This is a genomic window from Kluyvera sp. Awk 3, assembly GCF_028069715.1.
Classification (GTDB): domain Bacteria; phylum Pseudomonadota; class Gammaproteobacteria; order Enterobacterales; family Enterobacteriaceae; genus Kluyvera; species Kluyvera georgiana_A.
On sequence record NZ_JANEWH010000004.1, the window covers coordinates 1 to 17,095 of the forward strand.

General features: G+C 50.3%; 35 protein-coding genes and 1 pseudogene. 3 read left to right on the forward strand and 33 right to left on the reverse strand.

All coding sequences use genetic code 11. From position 1 onward, the window contains the following. Positions 1–94 precede the first annotated feature (94 nt). Complete coding sequence (gene mscL / locus NNN71_RS01640; protein ID WP_064541658.1) at positions 95–505, forward strand: large-conductance mechanosensitive channel protein MscL; 411 nt, start codon at positions 95–97, stop codon at positions 503–505. On the opposite strand, the pseudogene NNN71_RS01645 reads toward mscL, so the two are convergent. From NNN71_RS01645 to rpsJ, 31 genes and pseudogenes are all read right to left on the reverse strand, one after another. Next, a pseudogene (locus NNN71_RS01645) lies at positions 399–721 on the reverse strand (alternative ribosome-rescue factor A). The gene mscL and the pseudogene NNN71_RS01645 overlap by 107 nt on opposite strands. Positions 722–792: 71 nt before the next feature. Further along, positions 793–1,206, reverse strand: coding sequence for a Zn(2+)-responsive transcriptional regulator (gene zntR / locus NNN71_RS01650; protein WP_064541652.1), 414 nt, complete (start codon positions 1,204–1,206; stop codon positions 793–795). A gap of 2 nt (positions 1,207–1,208) precedes the next feature. Beyond that, complete coding sequence (locus tag NNN71_RS01655) at positions 1,209–1,577, reverse strand: DUF1992 domain-containing protein (RefSeq protein WP_167574926.1); 369 nt, start codon at positions 1,575–1,577, stop codon at positions 1,209–1,211. Positions 1,578–1,687: 110 nt separating this feature from the next. Further along, entirely contained in the window at positions 1,688–2,074 is a 387-nt protein-coding gene (gene rplQ, locus NNN71_RS01660; RefSeq protein WP_064541646.1) for a 50S ribosomal protein L17, read from the reverse strand. Between the two features lie 40 nt (positions 2,075–2,114). Next, positions 2,115–3,104, reverse strand: a complete 990-nt coding sequence (locus NNN71_RS01665) for a DNA-directed RNA polymerase subunit alpha (RefSeq protein WP_002919219.1) — start codon at positions 3,102–3,104, stop codon at positions 2,115–2,117. Positions 3,105–3,129: 25 nt separating this feature from the next. Continuing rightward, on the reverse strand, positions 3,130–3,750 hold the full coding sequence (rpsD, locus tag NNN71_RS01670) for a 30S ribosomal protein S4 (protein ID WP_038158499.1): 621 nt from the start codon (positions 3,748–3,750) through the stop codon (positions 3,130–3,132). Positions 3,751–3,783: 33 nt separating this feature from the next. Continuing rightward, positions 3,784–4,173, reverse strand: a complete 390-nt coding sequence (rpsK, locus tag NNN71_RS01675; RefSeq protein WP_001029684.1) for a 30S ribosomal protein S11 — start codon at positions 4,171–4,173, stop codon at positions 3,784–3,786. A gap of 16 nt (positions 4,174–4,189) precedes the next feature. Next, positions 4,190–4,546, reverse strand: coding sequence for a 30S ribosomal protein S13 (gene rpsM, locus NNN71_RS01680; protein ID WP_013364454.1), 357 nt, complete (start codon positions 4,544–4,546; stop codon positions 4,190–4,192). Positions 4,547–4,692: 146 nt separating this feature from the next. Beyond that, the gene (gene rpmJ / locus NNN71_RS01685) at positions 4,693–4,809 is read right to left on the reverse strand and encodes a 50S ribosomal protein L36 (RefSeq protein WP_000868187.1); all 117 of its coding nucleotides are present in this window, start codon (positions 4,807–4,809) and stop codon (positions 4,693–4,695) included. A 31-nt stretch (positions 4,810–4,840) separates the two neighbouring features. Then, complete coding sequence (gene secY, locus NNN71_RS01690; RefSeq protein ID WP_015962746.1) at positions 4,841–6,172, reverse strand: preprotein translocase subunit SecY; 1,332 nt, start codon at positions 6,170–6,172, stop codon at positions 4,841–4,843. 7 nt (positions 6,173–6,179) lie between these two features. Then, entirely contained in the window at positions 6,180–6,614 is a 435-nt protein-coding gene (gene rplO, locus NNN71_RS01695; RefSeq protein ID WP_065358279.1) for a 50S ribosomal protein L15, read from the reverse strand. A gap of 3 nt (positions 6,615–6,617) precedes the next feature. After that, entirely contained in the window at positions 6,618–6,797 is a 180-nt protein-coding gene (rpmD, locus tag NNN71_RS01700) for a 50S ribosomal protein L30 (protein ID WP_003863301.1), read from the reverse strand. 3 nt (positions 6,798–6,800) lie between these two features. Next, positions 6,801–7,304, reverse strand: coding sequence for a 30S ribosomal protein S5 (rpsE, locus tag NNN71_RS01705; RefSeq protein WP_015962744.1), 504 nt, complete (start codon positions 7,302–7,304; stop codon positions 6,801–6,803). Between the two features lie 14 nt (positions 7,305–7,318). Beyond that, entirely contained in the window at positions 7,319–7,672 is a 354-nt protein-coding gene (gene rplR / locus NNN71_RS01710) for a 50S ribosomal protein L18 (protein WP_000358960.1), read from the reverse strand. A 9-nt stretch (positions 7,673–7,681) separates the two neighbouring features. Next, complete coding sequence (rplF, locus tag NNN71_RS01715; protein WP_064541640.1) at positions 7,682–8,215, reverse strand: 50S ribosomal protein L6; 534 nt, start codon at positions 8,213–8,215, stop codon at positions 7,682–7,684. 12 nt (positions 8,216–8,227) lie between these two features. Next, positions 8,228–8,620 (reverse strand): 30S ribosomal protein S8, encoded by a 393-nt coding sequence (rpsH, locus tag NNN71_RS01720; protein WP_003031127.1) that lies wholly within the window; start codon positions 8,618–8,620, stop codon positions 8,228–8,230. Between the two features lie 30 nt (positions 8,621–8,650). Beyond that, positions 8,651–8,956 carry a 30S ribosomal protein S14 gene (gene rpsN / locus NNN71_RS01725; protein ID WP_064541637.1) on the reverse strand — a complete coding sequence of 102 codons (306 nt, stop codon included), beginning with the start codon at positions 8,954–8,956 and terminating at the stop codon, positions 8,651–8,653. Positions 8,957–8,970: 14 nt separating this feature from the next. Beyond that, the gene (gene rplE, locus NNN71_RS01730; RefSeq protein ID WP_064541635.1) at positions 8,971–9,510 is read right to left on the reverse strand and encodes a 50S ribosomal protein L5; all 540 of its coding nucleotides are present in this window, start codon (positions 9,508–9,510) and stop codon (positions 8,971–8,973) included. Between the two features lie 14 nt (positions 9,511–9,524). Beyond that, positions 9,525–9,839, reverse strand: coding sequence for a 50S ribosomal protein L24 (rplX, locus tag NNN71_RS01735; RefSeq protein ID WP_035894981.1), 315 nt, complete (start codon positions 9,837–9,839; stop codon positions 9,525–9,527). A gap of 10 nt (positions 9,840–9,849) precedes the next feature. Beyond that, a complete protein-coding gene (gene rplN / locus NNN71_RS01740; RefSeq protein WP_000613954.1) occupies positions 9,850–10,221 on the reverse strand; it encodes a 50S ribosomal protein L14 in 372 nt (123 codons plus the stop codon). A 163-nt stretch (positions 10,222–10,384) separates the two neighbouring features. Next, positions 10,385–10,639, reverse strand: coding sequence for a 30S ribosomal protein S17 (rpsQ, locus tag NNN71_RS01745; RefSeq protein WP_035894980.1), 255 nt, complete (start codon positions 10,637–10,639; stop codon positions 10,385–10,387). Next, the gene (rpmC, locus tag NNN71_RS01750; protein WP_002919754.1) at positions 10,639–10,830 is read right to left on the reverse strand and encodes a 50S ribosomal protein L29; all 192 of its coding nucleotides are present in this window, start codon (positions 10,828–10,830) and stop codon (positions 10,639–10,641) included. The genes rpsQ and rpmC overlap by 1 nt, the downstream gene beginning before the upstream one ends. Then, positions 10,830–11,240: a 50S ribosomal protein L16 gene (gene rplP / locus NNN71_RS01755; RefSeq protein WP_064541633.1), complete on the reverse strand. Its 411-nt coding sequence runs from the start codon at positions 11,238–11,240 to the stop codon at positions 10,830–10,832. Before rplP ends, rpmC begins: the two co-directional genes overlap by 1 nt. A gap of 12 nt (positions 11,241–11,252) precedes the next feature. Then, positions 11,253–11,951, reverse strand: a complete 699-nt coding sequence (gene rpsC / locus NNN71_RS01760; RefSeq protein WP_006817277.1) for a 30S ribosomal protein S3 — start codon at positions 11,949–11,951, stop codon at positions 11,253–11,255. 17 nt (positions 11,952–11,968) lie between these two features. Then, a complete protein-coding gene (rplV, locus tag NNN71_RS01765) occupies positions 11,969–12,301 on the reverse strand; it encodes a 50S ribosomal protein L22 (RefSeq protein ID WP_035894978.1) in 333 nt (110 codons plus the stop codon). Between the two features lie 14 nt (positions 12,302–12,315). Next, positions 12,316–12,594, reverse strand: a complete 279-nt coding sequence (gene rpsS / locus NNN71_RS01770; RefSeq protein ID WP_001138117.1) for a 30S ribosomal protein S19 — start codon at positions 12,592–12,594, stop codon at positions 12,316–12,318. Positions 12,595–12,610: 16 nt separating this feature from the next. Then, entirely contained in the window at positions 12,611–13,432 is an 822-nt protein-coding gene (gene rplB / locus NNN71_RS01775; RefSeq protein ID WP_000301859.1) for a 50S ribosomal protein L2, read from the reverse strand. Between the two features lie 17 nt (positions 13,433–13,449). After that, entirely contained in the window at positions 13,450–13,752 is a 303-nt protein-coding gene (rplW, locus tag NNN71_RS01780; RefSeq protein ID WP_000617546.1) for a 50S ribosomal protein L23, read from the reverse strand. Continuing rightward, entirely contained in the window at positions 13,749–14,354 is a 606-nt protein-coding gene (gene rplD, locus NNN71_RS01785; protein ID WP_000424395.1) for a 50S ribosomal protein L4, read from the reverse strand. The genes rplW and rplD overlap by 4 nt, the downstream gene beginning before the upstream one ends. A 10-nt stretch (positions 14,355–14,364) precedes the next feature. Further along, positions 14,365–14,994 (reverse strand): 50S ribosomal protein L3, encoded by a 630-nt coding sequence (rplC, locus tag NNN71_RS01790; RefSeq protein ID WP_064541630.1) that lies wholly within the window; start codon positions 14,992–14,994, stop codon positions 14,365–14,367. Positions 14,995–15,026: 32 nt separating this feature from the next. After that, complete coding sequence (gene rpsJ / locus NNN71_RS01795; RefSeq protein WP_001181005.1) at positions 15,027–15,338, reverse strand: 30S ribosomal protein S10; 312 nt, start codon at positions 15,336–15,338, stop codon at positions 15,027–15,029. 375 nt (positions 15,339–15,713) lie between these two features. On the opposite strand from rpsJ, the gene NNN71_RS01800 reads away from it, so the two are divergent. Beyond that, entirely contained in the window at positions 15,714–16,193 is a 480-nt protein-coding gene (locus NNN71_RS01800; RefSeq protein ID WP_167574925.1) for a prepilin peptidase, read from the forward strand. Here the strand turns inward: NNN71_RS01800 and bfr are convergent. Together bfr and bfd are read right to left on the reverse strand one after the other, a co-directional pair. Next, entirely contained in the window at positions 16,177–16,653 is a 477-nt protein-coding gene (gene bfr, locus NNN71_RS01805) for a bacterioferritin (protein ID WP_163446635.1), read from the reverse strand. The genes NNN71_RS01800 and bfr overlap by 17 nt on opposite strands. 72 nt (positions 16,654–16,725) lie before the next feature. Continuing rightward, positions 16,726–16,920 carry a bacterioferritin-associated ferredoxin gene (bfd, locus tag NNN71_RS01810; RefSeq protein ID WP_035894970.1) on the reverse strand — a complete coding sequence of 65 codons (195 nt, stop codon included), beginning with the start codon at positions 16,918–16,920 and terminating at the stop codon, positions 16,726–16,728. On the opposite strand from bfd, the gene NNN71_RS01815 reads away from it, so the two are divergent. Beyond that, on the forward strand, positions 16,855–17,046 hold the full coding sequence (locus NNN71_RS01815; protein WP_271457755.1) for a hypothetical protein: 192 nt from the start codon (positions 16,855–16,857) through the stop codon (positions 17,044–17,046). The two genes, bfd and NNN71_RS01815, sit on opposite strands and share 66 nt — an antisense overlap. Positions 17,047–17,095: the final 49 nt, after the last annotated feature.

A 17,095-nucleotide genomic window follows, 5' to 3' on the forward strand; every position in this document is an offset into this window, starting at 1 on the left:
GGTTAATTAATACCTTCATATTTATTATCACTAATGGAAATTAAATAAACATTTGTTAAACTTATAAACGTCAGCTAGCACAAGGGAGAATAAAATGAGCATTATTAAAGAGTTTCGCGAATTCGCGATGCGAGGAAATGTTGTCGATTTGGCAGTGGGTGTCATTATTGGTGCGGCGTTTGGTAAGATCGTGTCGTCTTTAGTGGCGGACATTATCATGCCACCGTTGGGGCTATTAATTGGTGGGATTGATTTCAAACAGTTTGCCGTCACGCTACGTGATGCGCAGGGTGATATCCCTGCGGTCGTGATGCATTACGGCGTCTTCATTCAGAATGTGTTTGATTTTATCATTGTTGCCTTCGCTATCTTTATGGCGATTAAGCTGATGAATAAACTCAATCGTAAGAAAGAAGAACCCGCGGCCGCGCCGGCGCCAACAAAAGAAGAAGTGCTGCTATCCGAAATTCGTGATCTGCTGAAAGAACAAAACAACCGTTCTTAATCAGGCTACAGAAAGCAGAAAGCCAGTGGTAAAAAAGCGCATCGCTTGTTTGCCACTGGCCTCCCGACCATATTGTTTACCGTGTTTTTCCTTCCGCAAATAGCTACCTTTCCCTTTCTTATTTTTCTCAACACGCTGGCGAAACAGCGGGTCATGCAACAGCGCCTCAATGGCATTATCTTTGATCTGCCCCTTCGTATGCTGATAGCGGCTCATAACAATCTCCTGATTGGGTTAATTAAACGCGGCGAGTGTAGATCTCATTGTGTAAAACTTCAACAGCGATTTTACGATGCGCCAGCCCCCTGCTCGAGGATCCCAAGTATCGAGCAAAACTCACTGCTATGCGCCGTACCGCAGCAGGCATCATTGAGCTGCTTTAATGCGCGCTGCATCGACTGAAGTTCTTCGATGCGCGACTCGACTTCACTGAGTCTTGCCTGGACGATGCTTTTTGATTCCTGACAGGTATGGTGCTCCGGATCGACACGGATCGAAAGCAGTTCGCGGATCGACTCAAGGGTAAAACCAAGCTGACGTGCGTAGCGAATAAACTTCAGGCGCTGAAGATCGTCCGCCGTGTACAGACGAAAGCCGCCTTCGGTACGCACGTCGTGACTCATCATCTGCTGCTTTTCATAATAACGGACGGTGTCAGGGGTGACGCCAGCCAGTTTAGACAGTTCACCAATCCGGTACATCGCTACTCCTCATTGATTTTTTGCATCAGCTTTTCAGCATAATCGCCGCGCAGAAAGTCCGTATTGATACCGGCCTGTTGGAGTTTGAGCTCTAACAGCGTTAATCGACGACTTAGTTCCTGGTAGCGAACATCCTCACGCCGAATACCTTTCAGGATATCCGCCAGCGCTATCGCCTCTTTACGTTGTTCAAGCTCTGGCGGCAGGCATCCAGCGTTCTTTAAGAGCCGGTAACCAGAGCGTAACTCTTCAGGAACAGCAGAGTCATCATCAAGCACCAGTGGCTCACCCTGTCCCGGAAGATTGTCAAACTCACCTCGACGCTGTGCATCGGTAATATGACGCTCAGCCCACTGGTCCAGTAACCACATGACAACACTCCGCTGAGTTGAACAGAAAGAATACGGCTATTGTAGATAGGATGGGGGGAGAGGGGATATAAAAAAACCCGCCGAGGCGGGTTTTTTTACTTTACTGCAAATTACTCTGCAGCTGCTTCTGCTTTCGGCTCAGCACGATCAACCAGCTCGATGTATGCCATCGGCGCGTTGTCGCCTGCACGGAAGCCACACTTCAGAATGCGAGTGTAACCACCGGTACGGCTCGCGAAACGCGGGCCCAGCTCGTTAAACAGTTTTGCCACGATCTCGTTATCACGAGTACGGGCGAATGCCAGACGACGATTAGCAACGCTATCAGTCTTGGCAAGAGTAATCAGCGGCTCAACTACGCGACGCAGTTCTTTCGCTTTAGGCAGGGTCGTCTTGATGATTTCATGACGAACCAGAGAACCTGCCATGTTGCGGAACATAGCCTGGCGATGGCTGCTGTTGCGGTTCAGTTGACGACCACTCTTACGATGGCGCATGACCTTATCCTTCTCAGTAAAACCTTAACCTGTGATCCGGTTACTCGTCAGCAATGCTTGCCGGCGGCCAGTTTTCCAGGCGCATGCCCAGAGACAGACCACGTGAGGCCAGCACGTCTTTAATCTCAGTAAGAGATTTTTTACCCAGGTTCGGCGTTTTCAGCAACTCAACCTCGGTACGCTGTACCAGATCACCGATATAGTGGATAGCTTCTGCCTTGAGGCAGTTAGCAGAGCGGACAGTCAATTCCAGATCGTCAACAGGGCGCAGCAGGATCGGATCGAATTCTGGTTTCTCTTCTTTCACTTCCGGCTGACGTACATCACGTAAGTCAACGAAAGCTTCCAGTTGTTCTGCCAGGATGGTTGCCGCACGACGAATCGCCTCTTCAGGATCGATTGTGCCATTGGTTTCCATTTCGATGACCAGCTTGTCCAAGTCGGTACGCTGTTCTACACGCGCTGCTTCAACATTGTAGGCAATACGCTCTACAGGGCTGTAGCAGGCGTCGACCAACAGACGGCCGATCGGGCGCTCATCTTCTTCCGAATGAATTCGGGCAGAAGCCGGCACATAACCGCGACCGCGCTGAACTTTGATACGCATGCTGATAGCTGCGTTCTCATCGGTCAGGTGGCAGATCACGTGCTGCGGCTTGACGATTTCGACATCCCCGTCATGGGTGATATCGGCTGCGGTCACAGGGCCAATGCCAGATTTATTCAAGGTAAGAATAACTTCATCTTTACCCTGAACTCTCACCGCCAGCCCTTTCAGGTTGAGCAGGATTTCAAGGATATCTTCCTGAACGCCTTCTTTGGTGCTGTACTCATGAAGTACACCATCAATCTCAACCTCGGTCACCGCGCAACCCGGCATCGATGAGAGCAGAATACGGCGCAGTGCGTTACCCAGAGTATGGCCAAAGCCACGCTCTAAAGGCTCAAGGGTCACCTTGGCGTGCGTCGAACTCACTTGCTCGATATCTACCAGGCGCGGTTTTAGAAACTCTGTCACAGAACCCTGCATTGTGTCCTCTCTTTGGTACTAAGCTTTACTTGGAGTAAAGCTCGACGATCAGGTGTTCGTTAATGTCCGCAGACAGATCAGAACGCTCAGGCTGACGCTTGAACGTGCCTTCCATCTTGCCAGCATCAACTTCCAGCCAGGTTGGCTTTTCACGCTGTTCAGCCAGCTCCAGAGCGGCTTTAACGCGAGATTGCTTTTTCGCTTTCTCACGGATGCTAACAACGTCATTCGCTTTAACCTGATAAGAAGCGATGTTAACAACACGACCGTTTACCATGATTGCTTTATGGCTAACCAGCTGGCGTGCTTCAGCACGAGTGGCGCCAAAGCCCATACGGTATACTACGTTGTCCAGACGACCTTCCAGCAGAGCCAACAGGTTTTCACCGGTGTTGCCTTTCAGACGTGCTGCTTCTTTGTAATAGTTACGGAACTGACGCTCCAGCACGCCGTAGATACGACGAACTTTCTGCTTTTCACGCAACTGCACACCATAGTCAGACAGACGCGGTTTACGCGCACCGTGCTGGCCAGGAGCTTGTTCAATTTTACACTTGGTATCGATCGCGCGAACGCCAGACTTAAGGAATAAGTCGGTGCCCTCACGACGGCTCAGCTTGAGCTTAGGACCCAAATATCTTGCCATTTTCTTTCTCCAACAAACCTGGAAAACGAAGCGTTATACGCGACGTTTCTTCGGCGGACGACAACCGTTATGAGGGATCGGAGTCACATCAGTAATGTTAGTGATGCGGAAACCAGCGGCGTTCAGAGCACGAATAGTAGATTCGCGGCCTGGACCCGGACCTTTAACCATAACTTCCAGATTCTTGATGCCGTATTCTTTAACGGCGTCAGCGCAACGCTCTGCTGCAACCTGAGCTGCAAACGGAGTGGATTTACGCGAACCACGGAAACCGGAACCACCGGCTGTTGCCCAACCCAGCGCGTTACCCTGACGATCAGTAATGGTAACGATGGTGTTGTTGAAAGAAGCATGGATATGAGCCACGCCGTCAGAGACTTGCTTTCTTACACGTTTACGTGCACGAATTGGTGCCTTTGCCATTATTCAATCACCCCGATTATTTCTTGATCGGTTTGCGCGGACCCTTACGGGTACGTGCGTTGGTCTTAGTACGCTGACCGCGCACTGGCAGACCACGACGATGACGCAAACCGCGATAGCAACCAAGATCCATCAGGCGCTTGATGCTCATGCTAATTTCACGGCGCAGATCACCTTCAACGACAAATTTGGCAACTTCGTCACGCAGCGTGTCGATTTGTCCTTCAGACAGCTCACTGATCTTAACATTTTCAGCGATACCCGCAGCAGCCAGGATGGCTTTAGAACGGGTCTTGCCGACGCCGTAGATCGAGGTTAACGCGATCACAGCATGTTTCTGATCAGGAATGTTAATGCCTGCTATACGGGCCACTATGCACTCCTACTATTTAATATGTACGCACCATGCTGAAAAGCCCGTTTTCAGGATACTCAAATGGAAACGTACAGACATACAAAAGATTGGCTGGCTAATCTAGCCAGCTCAACCCAACTTTGCAAGAAAAATATGCGAAAAAATCAGCCTTGGCGCTGTTTATGCTTCGGCTCGGCACTGCAAATCACACGGATGACACCATCACGCTTAACGATTTTGCAGTTACGGCATAATTTCTTGACGGAAGCACGAACTTTCATTTTTACTCTCCGTAACTTCTCAGACGACCATTTAGCGGCCGTAGCCTTTCAGGTTCGCCTTCTTCAATGCAGACTCGTACTGACTTGACATCATCAGAGTTTGCACTTGAGCCATAAAGTCCATAATCACGACAACAACGATCAGTAGCGATGTCCCACCGAAGTAGAACGGCACTTTCATTGCATCACGCATGAACTCCGGGATCAGGCAGATAAAAGTAATATACAGTGCACCAACGAGTGTCAGGCGAGTCATTACTTTATCGATATACTTCGCCGTTTGCTCTCCCGGACGAATTCCTGGTACAAATGCACCGGACTTCTTCAGGTTATCTGCTGTTTCACGCGGGTTGAAGACCAACGCCGTGTAGAAGAAACAGAAGAAGATGATTGCAGACGCATAGAGTAACACATAAAGCGGTTGCCCAGGCTGCAAATACAGCGAAATTGTTGTCAGCCAGTTCCAACCGGTACCGCCCCCGAACCATGACGCGATGGTCGCAGGGAACAGAATAATACTGGAAGCGAAGATTGCCGGGATTACCCCCGCCATATTCACTTTCAGCGGTAAATGTGTGCTCTGTGCAGCATAGACACGACGACCTTGCTGACGTTTCGCGTAGTTTACCACAATGCGGCGTTGACCACGTTCAACAAATACAACAAAGAACGTCACTGCAAACACTAATACTGCAACCAACAGCAACAGGAGGAAGTGCAGGTCGCCTTGACGCGCTTGCTCGATAGTATGGGCAATGGCTGGCGGGAGTCCCGCAACGATACCAGCGAAGATGATGATCGAAATACCGTTACCGATACCACGTTCAGTGATCTGTTCGCCGAGCCACATCAGGAACATTGTTCCTGTAACCAGACTTACAACAGCGGTGAAATAGAATGCAAAGCCTGGATTGATTACCAGGCCCTGCATACCAGGCATATTCGGCAGACCGGTAGCAATACCGATCGACTGGAATATCGCCAGCACCAGAGTACCGTAGCGGGTGTACTGGCTGATCTTACGACGACCAGACTCCCCTTCTTTCTTAATTTCTGCCAGCGTTGGATGAACCACCGTCAGCAGCTGGATAATGATCGACGCCGAAATATACGGCATGATCCCCAGAGCAAAGATAGAAGCACGGCTGAGAGCACCACCAGAGAACATGTTGAACATTTCAATGATGGTGCCTCGCTGTTGCTCAAGCAGTTTGGCAAGTACAGCGGCATCAATACCAGGGATCGGAATAAAAGAGCCAATACGGAACACAATAAGCGCACCGATTACAAACAGCAGTCTGCGTTTCAGCTCGCCTAAGCCACCTTTGGCACTTTGAAAATCTAATCCCGGTTGTTTAGCCATCTGCTACTTATTCCTCGATTTTACCGCCAGCAGCTTCGATAGCAGCACGAGCGCCTTTAGTAACACGCAGGCCACGAACAGTTACCGGAGTAGAAACTTCGCCAGCCAGGATCACTTTCGCGAACTCGATCTGGACACCGATAATGTTAGCTGCTTTCAGCGTGCTCAGGTCAACAATACCGCCTTCCACTTTCGCCAGGTCAGACAGACGGATTTCCGCTGTGATCGCTGCTTTGCGAGAAGTGAAGCCGAATTTCGGCAGACGACGGTACAGAGGCATCTGACCACCCTCGAAACCACGACGTACGCCACCGCCAGAACGAGACTTCTGACCTTTGTGACCACGACCGCCGGTTTTACCGAGGCCAGAACCGATACCACGACCCAGACGGCGACCCGCCTTTTTAGAGCCTTCGGCCGGAGACAGAGTATTTAAACGCATCTCTTACTCCTCAACTTTAACCATGAAGTAAACCGCGTTGACCATACCACGAACAGCAGGAGTATCCTCGCGCTCTACGGTGTGACCAATACGACGCAGACCCAGGCCAAGCAGCGTTGCCTTGTGTTTCGGCAGACGACCGATTGCACTGCGGGTTTGAGTAATTTTAATAGTCTTTGCCATGGTTTATTTCCCCAGAATTTCTTCAACGGATTTACCACGCTTGGCAGCGACCATTTCCGGAGATTTCATATTTTCCAGACCATCGATAGTTGCACGAACCACGTTAATCGGGTTGGTGGAACCATACGCTTTAGCCAGAACGTTACGAACCCCAGCGACTTCCAGAACGGCGCGCATTGCACCACCGGCGATGATACCGGTACCTTCGGAAGCCGGCTGCATGAATACACGAGAACCCGTGTGAGTACCCTTAACCGGGTGCTGCAGGGTGCCAGTATTCAGCGCGACGTTAATCATATTGCGACGGGCTTTTTCCATCGCTTTCTGGATCGCTGCTGGAACTTCACGCGCTTTACCGTAACCAAAACCAACGCGACCGTTACCATCGCCTACTACAGTCAGAGCTGTGAAGGAGAAAATACGACCACCTTTAACGGTTTTAGATACGCGGTTTACCGCGATCAGCTTTTCCTGCAGTTCGCCAGCTTGTTTTTCGATGTGAGCCATCTTACACCTCTACCTTAGAACTGAAGGCCAGCTTCACGGGCAGCATCTGCCAGTGCCTGGACACGACCATGATATTGGAACCCGGAACGGTCAAAGGACACATCTTTGATGCCTTTTTCCAGAGCGCGTTCAGCGACAGCTTTACCCACAGCTGCTGCAGCGTCTTTGTTACCGGTGTACTTCAGTTGTTCAGCGATAGCTTTTTCTACAGTAGAAGCAGCTACCAGAACTTCGGAACCGTTCGGTGCAATGACCTGTGCGTAAATGTGACGCGGGGTACGATGTACCACCAGGCGAGTTGCACCCAGCTCCTGGAGCTTGCGGCGTGCGCGGGTCGCACGACGGATACGAGCAGATTTCTTATCCATAGTGTTACCTTACTTCTTCTTAGCCTCTTTGGTACGCACGACTTCGTCGGCGTAACGAACACCCTTGCCCTTGTAAGGCTCAGGACGACGGTAGGCGCGCAGATCCGCTGCTACCTGGCCGATCACCTGCTTATCAGCGCCTTTCAGCACGATTTCAGTTTGAGTCGGACATTCAGCAGTAATACCTGCCGGCAGCTGATGCTCAACCGGGTGAGAGAAACCTAAAGACAGGTTTACCACGTTCCCTTTGACCGCTGCACGATAACCTACACCAACCAGCTGTAACTTCTTAGTGAAGCCTTCGGTAACACCGATAACCATTGCGTTCAGCAGGGCACGCGCGGTACCAGCCTGAGCCCAACCGTCTACGTAACCATCACGCGGACCGAAAGTCAGAGCATTATCTGCATGTTTAACGTCAACAGCATCGTTGAGAGTACGAGTCAGCTCGCCGTTTTTACCTTTGATCGTAATAACCTGACCGTTGATTTTTACATCAACGCCGGCAGGAACAACGACCGGTGCTTTAGCAACACGAGACATTTTTTCCTCCGATTAGGCTACGTAGCAGATAATTTCGCCACCAAGACCAGCCTGGCGCGCTGCACGATCAGTCATAACACCTTTAGAGGTAGAAACAACCGCGATACCCATGCCAGCCATAACCTTCGGCAGCTCGTCTTTACGCTTATAAATGCGCAGACCTGGGCGACTAACACGCTGAATGCTTTCTACAACAGCTTTACCCTGGAAATACTTAAGAGTCAGTTCCAGTTCCGGCTTGGTGTCGCCTTCAACTTTAAAATCTTCAATAAAACCTTCTTCCTTCAGCACGTTGGCAATTGCCACTTTCAGCTTGGAGGAAGGCATGGTGACCGCAGCTTTATTCGCGGCCTGACCGTTACGGATACGGGTCAGCATATCCGCGATCGGATCTTGCATGCTCATCTGTCTTTACTCCCGTGATTCAATTGGTAATTACCAGCTAGCCTTTTTCAAGCCCGGTACTTCACCGCGCATAGCGGCTTCACGAAGCTTAATACGGCTCAACCCGAACTTGCCCACATAGCCATGCGGACGACCTGTTTGACGGCAGCGTTTACGCTGACGAGACGGGCTGGAATCACGCGGCAGAGACTGCAGCTTGAGAACTGCGTTCCAACGATCTTCGTCGGTCGCGTTCACATCAGAGATAATAGCTTTCAGTTCAGCGCGTTTTGCGAAGTACTTATCAGCTAAAGCTACGCGCTTTACTTCGCGTGCTTTCATTGATTGCTTAGCCATTCAGTAACCCTACCTTACTTGCGGAACGGGAAGTCAAAGGCAGCCAGCAGAGCACGGCCTTCTTCATCAGATTTCGCAGTAGTGGTAATGGTAATATCCAAACCACGCACGCGGTCGACTTTATCGTAGTCGATCTCTGGGAAGATGATCTGCTCACGGACACCCATGCTGTAGTTACCACGACCGTCGAAAGACTTAGCGGACAAGCCACGGAAGTCACGGATACGTGGAACAGCAATAGTGATCAGGCGCTCAAAGAACTCCCACATGCGTTCGCCACGCAGAGTTACTTTACAGCCGATCGGATAGCCCTGACGGATTTTGAAGCCTGCAACTGATTTGCGTGCTTTGGTGATCAGCGGTTTTTGACCGGAGATTGCTGTCAGGTCAGCTGCTGCGTTATCCAGCAGTTTCTTGTCAGCGATCGCTTCACCAACACCCATGTTCAGGGTGATCTTCTCGACCCGAGGGACTTGCATGACAGAATTGTAGTTAAACTCAGACATGAGTTTAGCGACTACTTCGTCTTTGTAGTAATCATGCAGTTTCGCCATCGTACTACTCCAAATTACTTGATAGTTTCGCTGTTAGACTTGAAGAAACGGACTTTTTTGCCGTCTTCGAATCTAAAGCCTACACGGTCAGCCTTGCCGGTAGCCGCGTTGAAAAGTGCAATGTTAGAGATCTGAATAGCTGCTTCTTTCTCTACAATGCCGCCTGGTTGGTTCAGAGCCGGAACCGGCTTCTGGTGTTTCTTAACCAGGTTGATACCTTCAACGATGACCTTGCCGGAAGACAGGACATTCTTAACTTTACCGCGCTTACCTTTATCTTTACCGGTTAACACGATAACTTCGTCATCACGACGGATTTTAGCTGCCATGATTCGCTCCTTAGAGTACTTCTGGTGCCAGAGAGATAATTTTCATGAACTTCTCGTTACGAAGTTCACGAGTTACCGGCCCAAAAATACGCGTACCGATAGGCTGCTCGCTGTTATTGTTTAAAATAACGCATGCATTACCATCGAAGCGAATGACAGAACCGTCCGGGCGACGAACACCCTTCTTGGTGCGCACCACTACCGCCTTCAGCACATCACCTTTTTTGACCTTACCACGCGGAATTGCTTCCTTGATGGTGATCTTGATGATGTCGCCTACGCCTGCGTAGCGACGGTGCGAGCCACCCAGAACCTTGATACACATTACGCGACGTGCACCGGAGTTGTCGGCGACGTTCAGCATAGTCTGTTCTTGGATCATTTTAGTGCTCCGCTAATGTCAACTACTACTGAGACCCGAATTCAGGTCGTTAAAAAGCCCCATATCGAGGGCGCGGCATTATAACACCGCTTCAACGATAAGGGTAGAAAAAATAAACGGCTCATCGCTGAGCCGTTTATTCGTATCGAGAACGAGTACTGTATTACAGAACCGCTTTCTCTACAACGCGAACCAGCGTCCAGGATTTAGTCTTGGACAGCGGACGGCATTCGCGGATTTCAACCACGTCGCCCATGCCGCATTCGTTGTTCTCGTCATGTACGTGCAGTTTGGTCGTACGTTTGATGAATTTGCCGTATACCGGGTGTTTCACCATACGTTCGATAGCAACAACAATGGATTTCTCCATTTTTGCGCTAACTACGCGACCTTGCAGAGTACGGATTTTATCGGTCATTACGCACCCGCCTTCTGAGTCAGTAAAGTCTTAACGCGTGCAACATCACGACGAACCTGCTTCAGCAGGTGAGTCTGTTGCAGCTGGCCACTTGCAGCCTGCATGCGCAGGTTGAACTGCTCACGCAGCAGGTTCAGCAGCTCAGCGTTCAGCTCTTCAACGCTTTTTTCACGCAGCTCTTTTGCTTTCATTACATCACCGTCTTAGTTACAAAGGTGGTTTTGATCGGCAGTTTCGCTGCAGCGAGGCCGAATGCTTCACGGGCCAGCTCTTCCGGGACACCGTCCATTTCATACAGGACTTTACCCGGCTGGATCAAGGCAACCCAATACTCCACGTTACCTTTACCTTTACCCATACGCACTGCCAGCGGTTTTTCGGTGATCGGTTTGTCCGGGAATACACGGATCCAGATCTTACCTTGACGCTTAACTGCACGGGTCATTGCACGACGTGCTGCTTCGATCTGACGGGCAGTCAGACGACCACGGCCAACAGCTTTCAGGCCGAAGCTGCCGAAGCTAACATCCGCGCCAGCAGCCAGACCGCGGTTACGGCCTTTGTGCACTTTACGGAATTTTGTACGCTTTGGTTGTAACATCAGCGACGCTCCTTATTTACGGCCTTTACGCTGCTGCTTTTTAGGTTGAGCAGCCGGTTCCGGTTGTTCAACAGCAGCCATACCACCCAGGATCTCACCTTTGAAGATCCATACCTTAACGCCGATTACACCATAAGTGGTGTGCGCTTCAGAGGTGTTGTAGTCGATGTCAGCACGCAGAGTGTGCAGCGGTACGCGACCTTCACGGTACCATTCGGTACGTGCGATTTCCGCGCCGCCCAGACGGCCGCTAACTTCAACTTTGATACCTTTAGCGCCCAGACGCATTGCGTTCTGTACAGCACGCTTCATAGCACGACGGAACATAACGCGACGTTCCAGCTGAGAAGTGATGCTGTCAGCAACCAATTTTGCGTCCAGTTCAGGCTTACGCACTTCGGCGATATTGATCTGGGCAGGTACGCCAGCAATATCAGCTACGACTTTGCGCAGTTTTTCTACGTCTTCACCTTTCTTACCGATCACGATACCCGGGCGAGCGGTGTGAATGGTCACACGGATGCTCTTAGCCGGACGCTCGATAACGATACGAGATACGGACGCTTTAGCCAGTTCCTTAGTCAGGTACTGACGTACTTTAAAGTCGCTGTCCAGGTTGTCAGCGAATTCTTTGGTGTTCGCAAACCAGGTTGAGTTCCATGGTTTTACAATACCCAGGCGAATACCATTAGGATGTACTTTCTGACCCATTGCTAGTCTCCAGAGTCTCAGCGATCGGACACAACCACAGTGATGTGGCTGGTGCGCTTCAGGATGCGATCTGCACGACCTTTCGCACGCGGCATAATGCGCTTCATGCTCGGGCCTTCGTCTACGAAAATTTTCGTAACTTTCAGATCGTCGATGTCAGCGCCATCGTTGTGTTCAGCGTTAGCAATGGCAGATTCCAGAACTTTCTTAACCAGTACAGCCGCTTTCTTATTGGTGTAGGTCAGAATTTCCAGTGCCTGCGACACTTTCTTACCGCGAATCAGGTCAGCAACAAGGCGAACCTTCTGAGCAGAAGAACGAGCATGGCGATGTTGAGCTAAAGTTTCCATCTCTTCCTCCTACCTTATTTCTTCTTCGCTTTTTTATCAGCAGCGTGGCCGCGATAAGTACGAGTCGGTGCGAATTCACCCAGTTTGTGACCAACCATTTCGTCGGTAACAAAAACTGGAACGTGCTGACGACCATTATGGACAGCGATGGTCAAACCGATCATGTTAGGAAAGATCGTTGAACGACGGGACCAAGTGCGCAGGGGCTTCTTGTCTCCGCTTTCCACCGCTTTCTCTACCTTCTTCAGCAAGTGCAGGTCAATAAAAGGACCTTTCTTGAGAGAACGTGGCATGGCTTATCCTCTAAAATTATTTGCTACGGCGACGTACGATGAATTTATCAGTACGCTTGTTGCTGCGGGTCTTCTTACCTTTGGTCTGAACGCCCCACGGAGTTACCGGGTGCTTACCAAAGTTACGACCTTCACCACCACCATGTGGGTGGTCGACTGGGTTCATCGCAGTACCGCGAACGGTAGGACGAACACCACGCCAGCGTGCAGCACCTGCTTTACCCAGAACGCGCAGCATATGCTCAGCATTGCCAACTTCGCCCAGAGTAGCGCGGCAGTCTGCTTCGACTTTACGCATTTCACCAGAACGCAGACGCAGGGTGACATAAGCACCATCACGAGCAACGATCTGAACGTAAGTACCAGCGGAACGTGCCAGCTGACCGCCTTTACCTGGTTTCATTTCTACGTTATGAACGGTAGAACCAACCGGGATATTGCGCATCGGCAGGGTGTTACCTGCTTTGATTGCAGCATCAACGCCAGATTGAATCTGGTCGCCAGCTTTCAGGCCTTTAGGGGCCAGGATGTAACGGCGCTCGCCGTCTTTGTACAGAACCAGCGCGATGTTCGCGGAACGGTTCGGATCGTACTCAAGACGCTCAACAACTGCCGGGATACCATCTTTGTTGCGTTTGAAGTCAACAATACGGTAAGCCTGCTTGTGACCACCACCAATGTGACGAGTGGTGATACGGCCATTGTTGTTACGACCACCGGATTTGCTGTTTTTTTCCAGCAGCGGAGCAAAAGGTTTGCCCTTGTGCAGCTCAGGGTTAACCACTTTAACTACGTGGCGACGACCCGGAGATGTCGGTTTACATTTAACAACTGCCATTGTATTACTCCTCCGACTTACTCAGCGCCGCCGACGAAGTCCAGATTCTGGCCTTCCTTCAGGGTGACGTAAGCTTTTTTCCAGTCGCTACGACGACCGATACGCTGTCCGTGACGTTTAACTTTCCCTTTAACTACCAGGGTGTTAACGACTTCGACTTCGACTTCAAACAGTTTCTGCACAGCAGCTTTGATTTCTGCTTTGGTCGCGTCTTTAGCAACTTTGAGAACGATGGTGTTAGTTTTTTCCATCGCAGTAGACGCTTTTTCAGAAACGTGCGGTGCGCGCAGCACCTTCAGCAGACGTTCTTCACGAATCATGCCAGCATCTCCTCAACTTGCTTAACAGCATCAGCAGTCATTACGACTTTGTCGAAGGCGATCAGGCTAACCGGGTCGATACCAGTTGCATCGCGTACGTCAACCTTGTGCAGGTTGCGCGCAGCCAGGAACAGGTTTTCGTCCAGCTCACCGGTGATGATCAGCACATCTTCCAGAGCCATGTCTTTCAGTTTCTGTGCCAGCAGCTTAGTTTTAGGCGCTTCTACAGAGAACTTCTCGACAACGATCAGACGATCCTGACGTACCAGTTCGGACAGAATGCTTTTAAGCGCGCCGCGGTACATCTTCTTGTTAACTTTTTGACTGTGGTCCTGCGGGCGAGCAGCGAAGGTCACGCCACCGGAACGCCAGATCGGGCTCTTGATAGAACCTGAACGCGCACGGCCGGTACCTTTCTGGCGCCACGGCTTTTTGCCTGAACCAGTTACTTCAGCACGAGTCTTCTGAGCACGAGTACCCTGACGAGCACCAGCTGCATAAGCAACAACAACCTGGTGAACCAGCGCTTCGTTGAAATCACGACCGAAGGTAGTTTCGGAAACAGTCAGCGCGCTCTGCGCGTCTTTCAATACTAATTCCATTGCTATCCCCTTACGCCTTCACAGCTGGTTTAACGATCAGGTCGCAACCGGTCGCACCCGGAACACCACCTTTAACCAGCAGCAGGTTGCGCTCAGCGTCAACACGTACTACGTCCAGGCTCTGAACAGTAACGCGTTCGTTGCCCAGCTGACCTGCCATTTTCTTGCCTTTGAACACTTTGCCCGGAGTCTGGTTCTGACCGATAGAACCCGGAACGCGGTGAGACAAGGAGTTACCGTGAGTAGCGTCCTGGGTACGGAAGTTCCAGCGCTTAACGGTACCAGCGAAACCTTTACCTTTAGAGGTACCGGTTACGTCAACTTTTTTAACGTCAGCAAACAGTTCAACGCTGATGCTCTGACCTACGGTGTATTCTTCACCATCAGCCAGACGGAATTCCCACAGGCCGCGGCCAGCTTCTACGCCAGCTTTAGCAAAGTGGCCAGCTTCCGGCTTAGTTACACGGTTAGCTTTTTTAGCACCAGTGGTAACCTGAACAGCGCGATAGCCATCGTTAGCCAGATCTTTGATCTGAGTAACGCGGTTTGCTTCAACTTCGATAACGGTTACTGGGATAGATACGCCATCTTCAGTGAAGATGCGGGTCATACCCACTTTTTTACCGACTAAACCAATCATTGTATCAACCTCTCAATCGCTCGATGACCTGATTAACCCAGGCTGATCTGCACGTCTACACCGGCAGCCAGGTCCAGACGCATCAGAGCATCAACGGTTTTTTCAGTTGGCTCAACGATGTCAACCAGACGCTTGTGAGTACGGATCTCGTACTGATCACGCGCGTCTTTGTTAACGTGCGGAGAGATCAGAACGGTGAAACGCTCTTTGCGGGTCGGCAGCGGGATCGGACCACGGACTTGCGCACCAGTGCGCTTAGCAGTCTCGACGATTTCCGCGGTTGATTGATCGATCAGACGATGATCAAACGCTTTCAGGCGGATACGGATTCTTTGGTTCTGCATGAGACCAGAGCTCCAATTATTTTATAGACGAAATAGTTACTCCTCAAACCCATTACGATTGATGGGAGAGTGTAACCGTTCTTACAGAGTTCCCCAATTGGGAACATTGTCTGGTATCGCTTACGCAGTACCTGGTTCAGATTGAACCGCCTGTCAATATTAGACAAGCCCGCGCATTATACACAAATACCCATGTGAAGCAAGCCGTGTTTATAAATTAATCACCATATCCTGCAGCGCGCTACGCAAAACGATGTGCAAACCTGCAAGCTCGCCTCTTTGTCCGGATGACGCCTCGCAGTCAAAGAGATTCCCTTTTGCCAACCTCCCCCCTCCCTTTGCACACTGCATCCACTTTTCCATACCGGACTTATAATGATGACACTTTTCGATCTACCCTTCTTTATTCTTTATACGCTGCTCAGCGGCGCCCTGTGCTGGCATGACGCCCATACCGGTCTGCTGCCAAACCGCCTGACCTGCCCTTTACTGTGGACTGGGGTGCTATTCCAGCTCAGTCTGCATCCGGCGGCTCTCAGCGATGCGCTTTGGGGGGTGTTTGCCGGCTACGGCATTATGAGCATGTTTTACTGGGGATACAGAGCAATACGCAGGTGTGAGGGCTTAGGGTACGGGGATGTAAAATATCTTGCGGCCCTGGGGGCGTGGCACGGGTGGCAATCATTACCGGTACTGCTTGTTACAGCCTGCGCAATGGCCGGCACTTACATCCTGAGTCAGGCCATCTGGAGACGGTCAGCACAGACAATAAAAAACCCGCTGCCGTTCGGTCCATTTCTGGGGGCTGCGGGTTTTATTATCGCCGGCCTGGCGGCGATTAATCTTCAACTTTAATTTGTGACTGCAGGTAATTCTGTAGGCCAATTTTGCCAATCAGATCCAGCTCTGTCTCCAGCCAGTCAATATGGTGCTCTTCTTCGGTGAGTATCTCGATCAACATATCGCGGCTCACGTAGTCATGGACGCTATCGGCGTAGGCAATGGCTTCACGCAGATCTTTTGCGCCGTCCAGTTCTAGTTTTAAGTCAGATTGCAGCATTTCTTCGACATCTTCGCCGATATGCAGCTTGCCAAGATCCTGAAGATTGGGGATCCCTTCAAGAAACAAAATACGCTCGATGTACTTATCAGCGTGTTTCATTTCATCGATGGATTCGTGATATTCAATATCGTTGAGGCGCATCAGGCCCCAGTTTTTGAACATTCTCGCATGGAGAAAGTATTGATTGATTGCGACAAGCTCATTTCCCAATAATTTATTGAGATAATTTATAATCTTAACATCACCTTTCATTATATAGACCCTCCGCTTCCACTTATTGAAGCGTAGAACGGCCTACAGGGATGTCAAAAAAGAAATCCGGCTTCAGGCAATCTCTTTGAACTCTGGCATTTGCATTAATTCGTCTTCCATCACCTCTCGGGCTGCACGAACACACTTACCACATTGATTTCCAATAGGAATACATTTTCTCAATTGCTGGAAAGACTGCGGATGAAACTGGCGTACTGCCTGGCGAATTTTTTTATCGCTGACGCCATTACACAAACAAACGTACATACCCACTCCCGTTCAATTTCTGAACAAAGTGTAAGTGAGAATAATTATGATTACAATACCGGAACGAAAAACAACGAGGAAATACACGAACAAATCGTGCGCAATACAGGCGCAATAAAACCATAAAAAGCAAAAAGGGCGCCGAAGCGCCCTTTTTAAGCTCAAAGCTAATTAA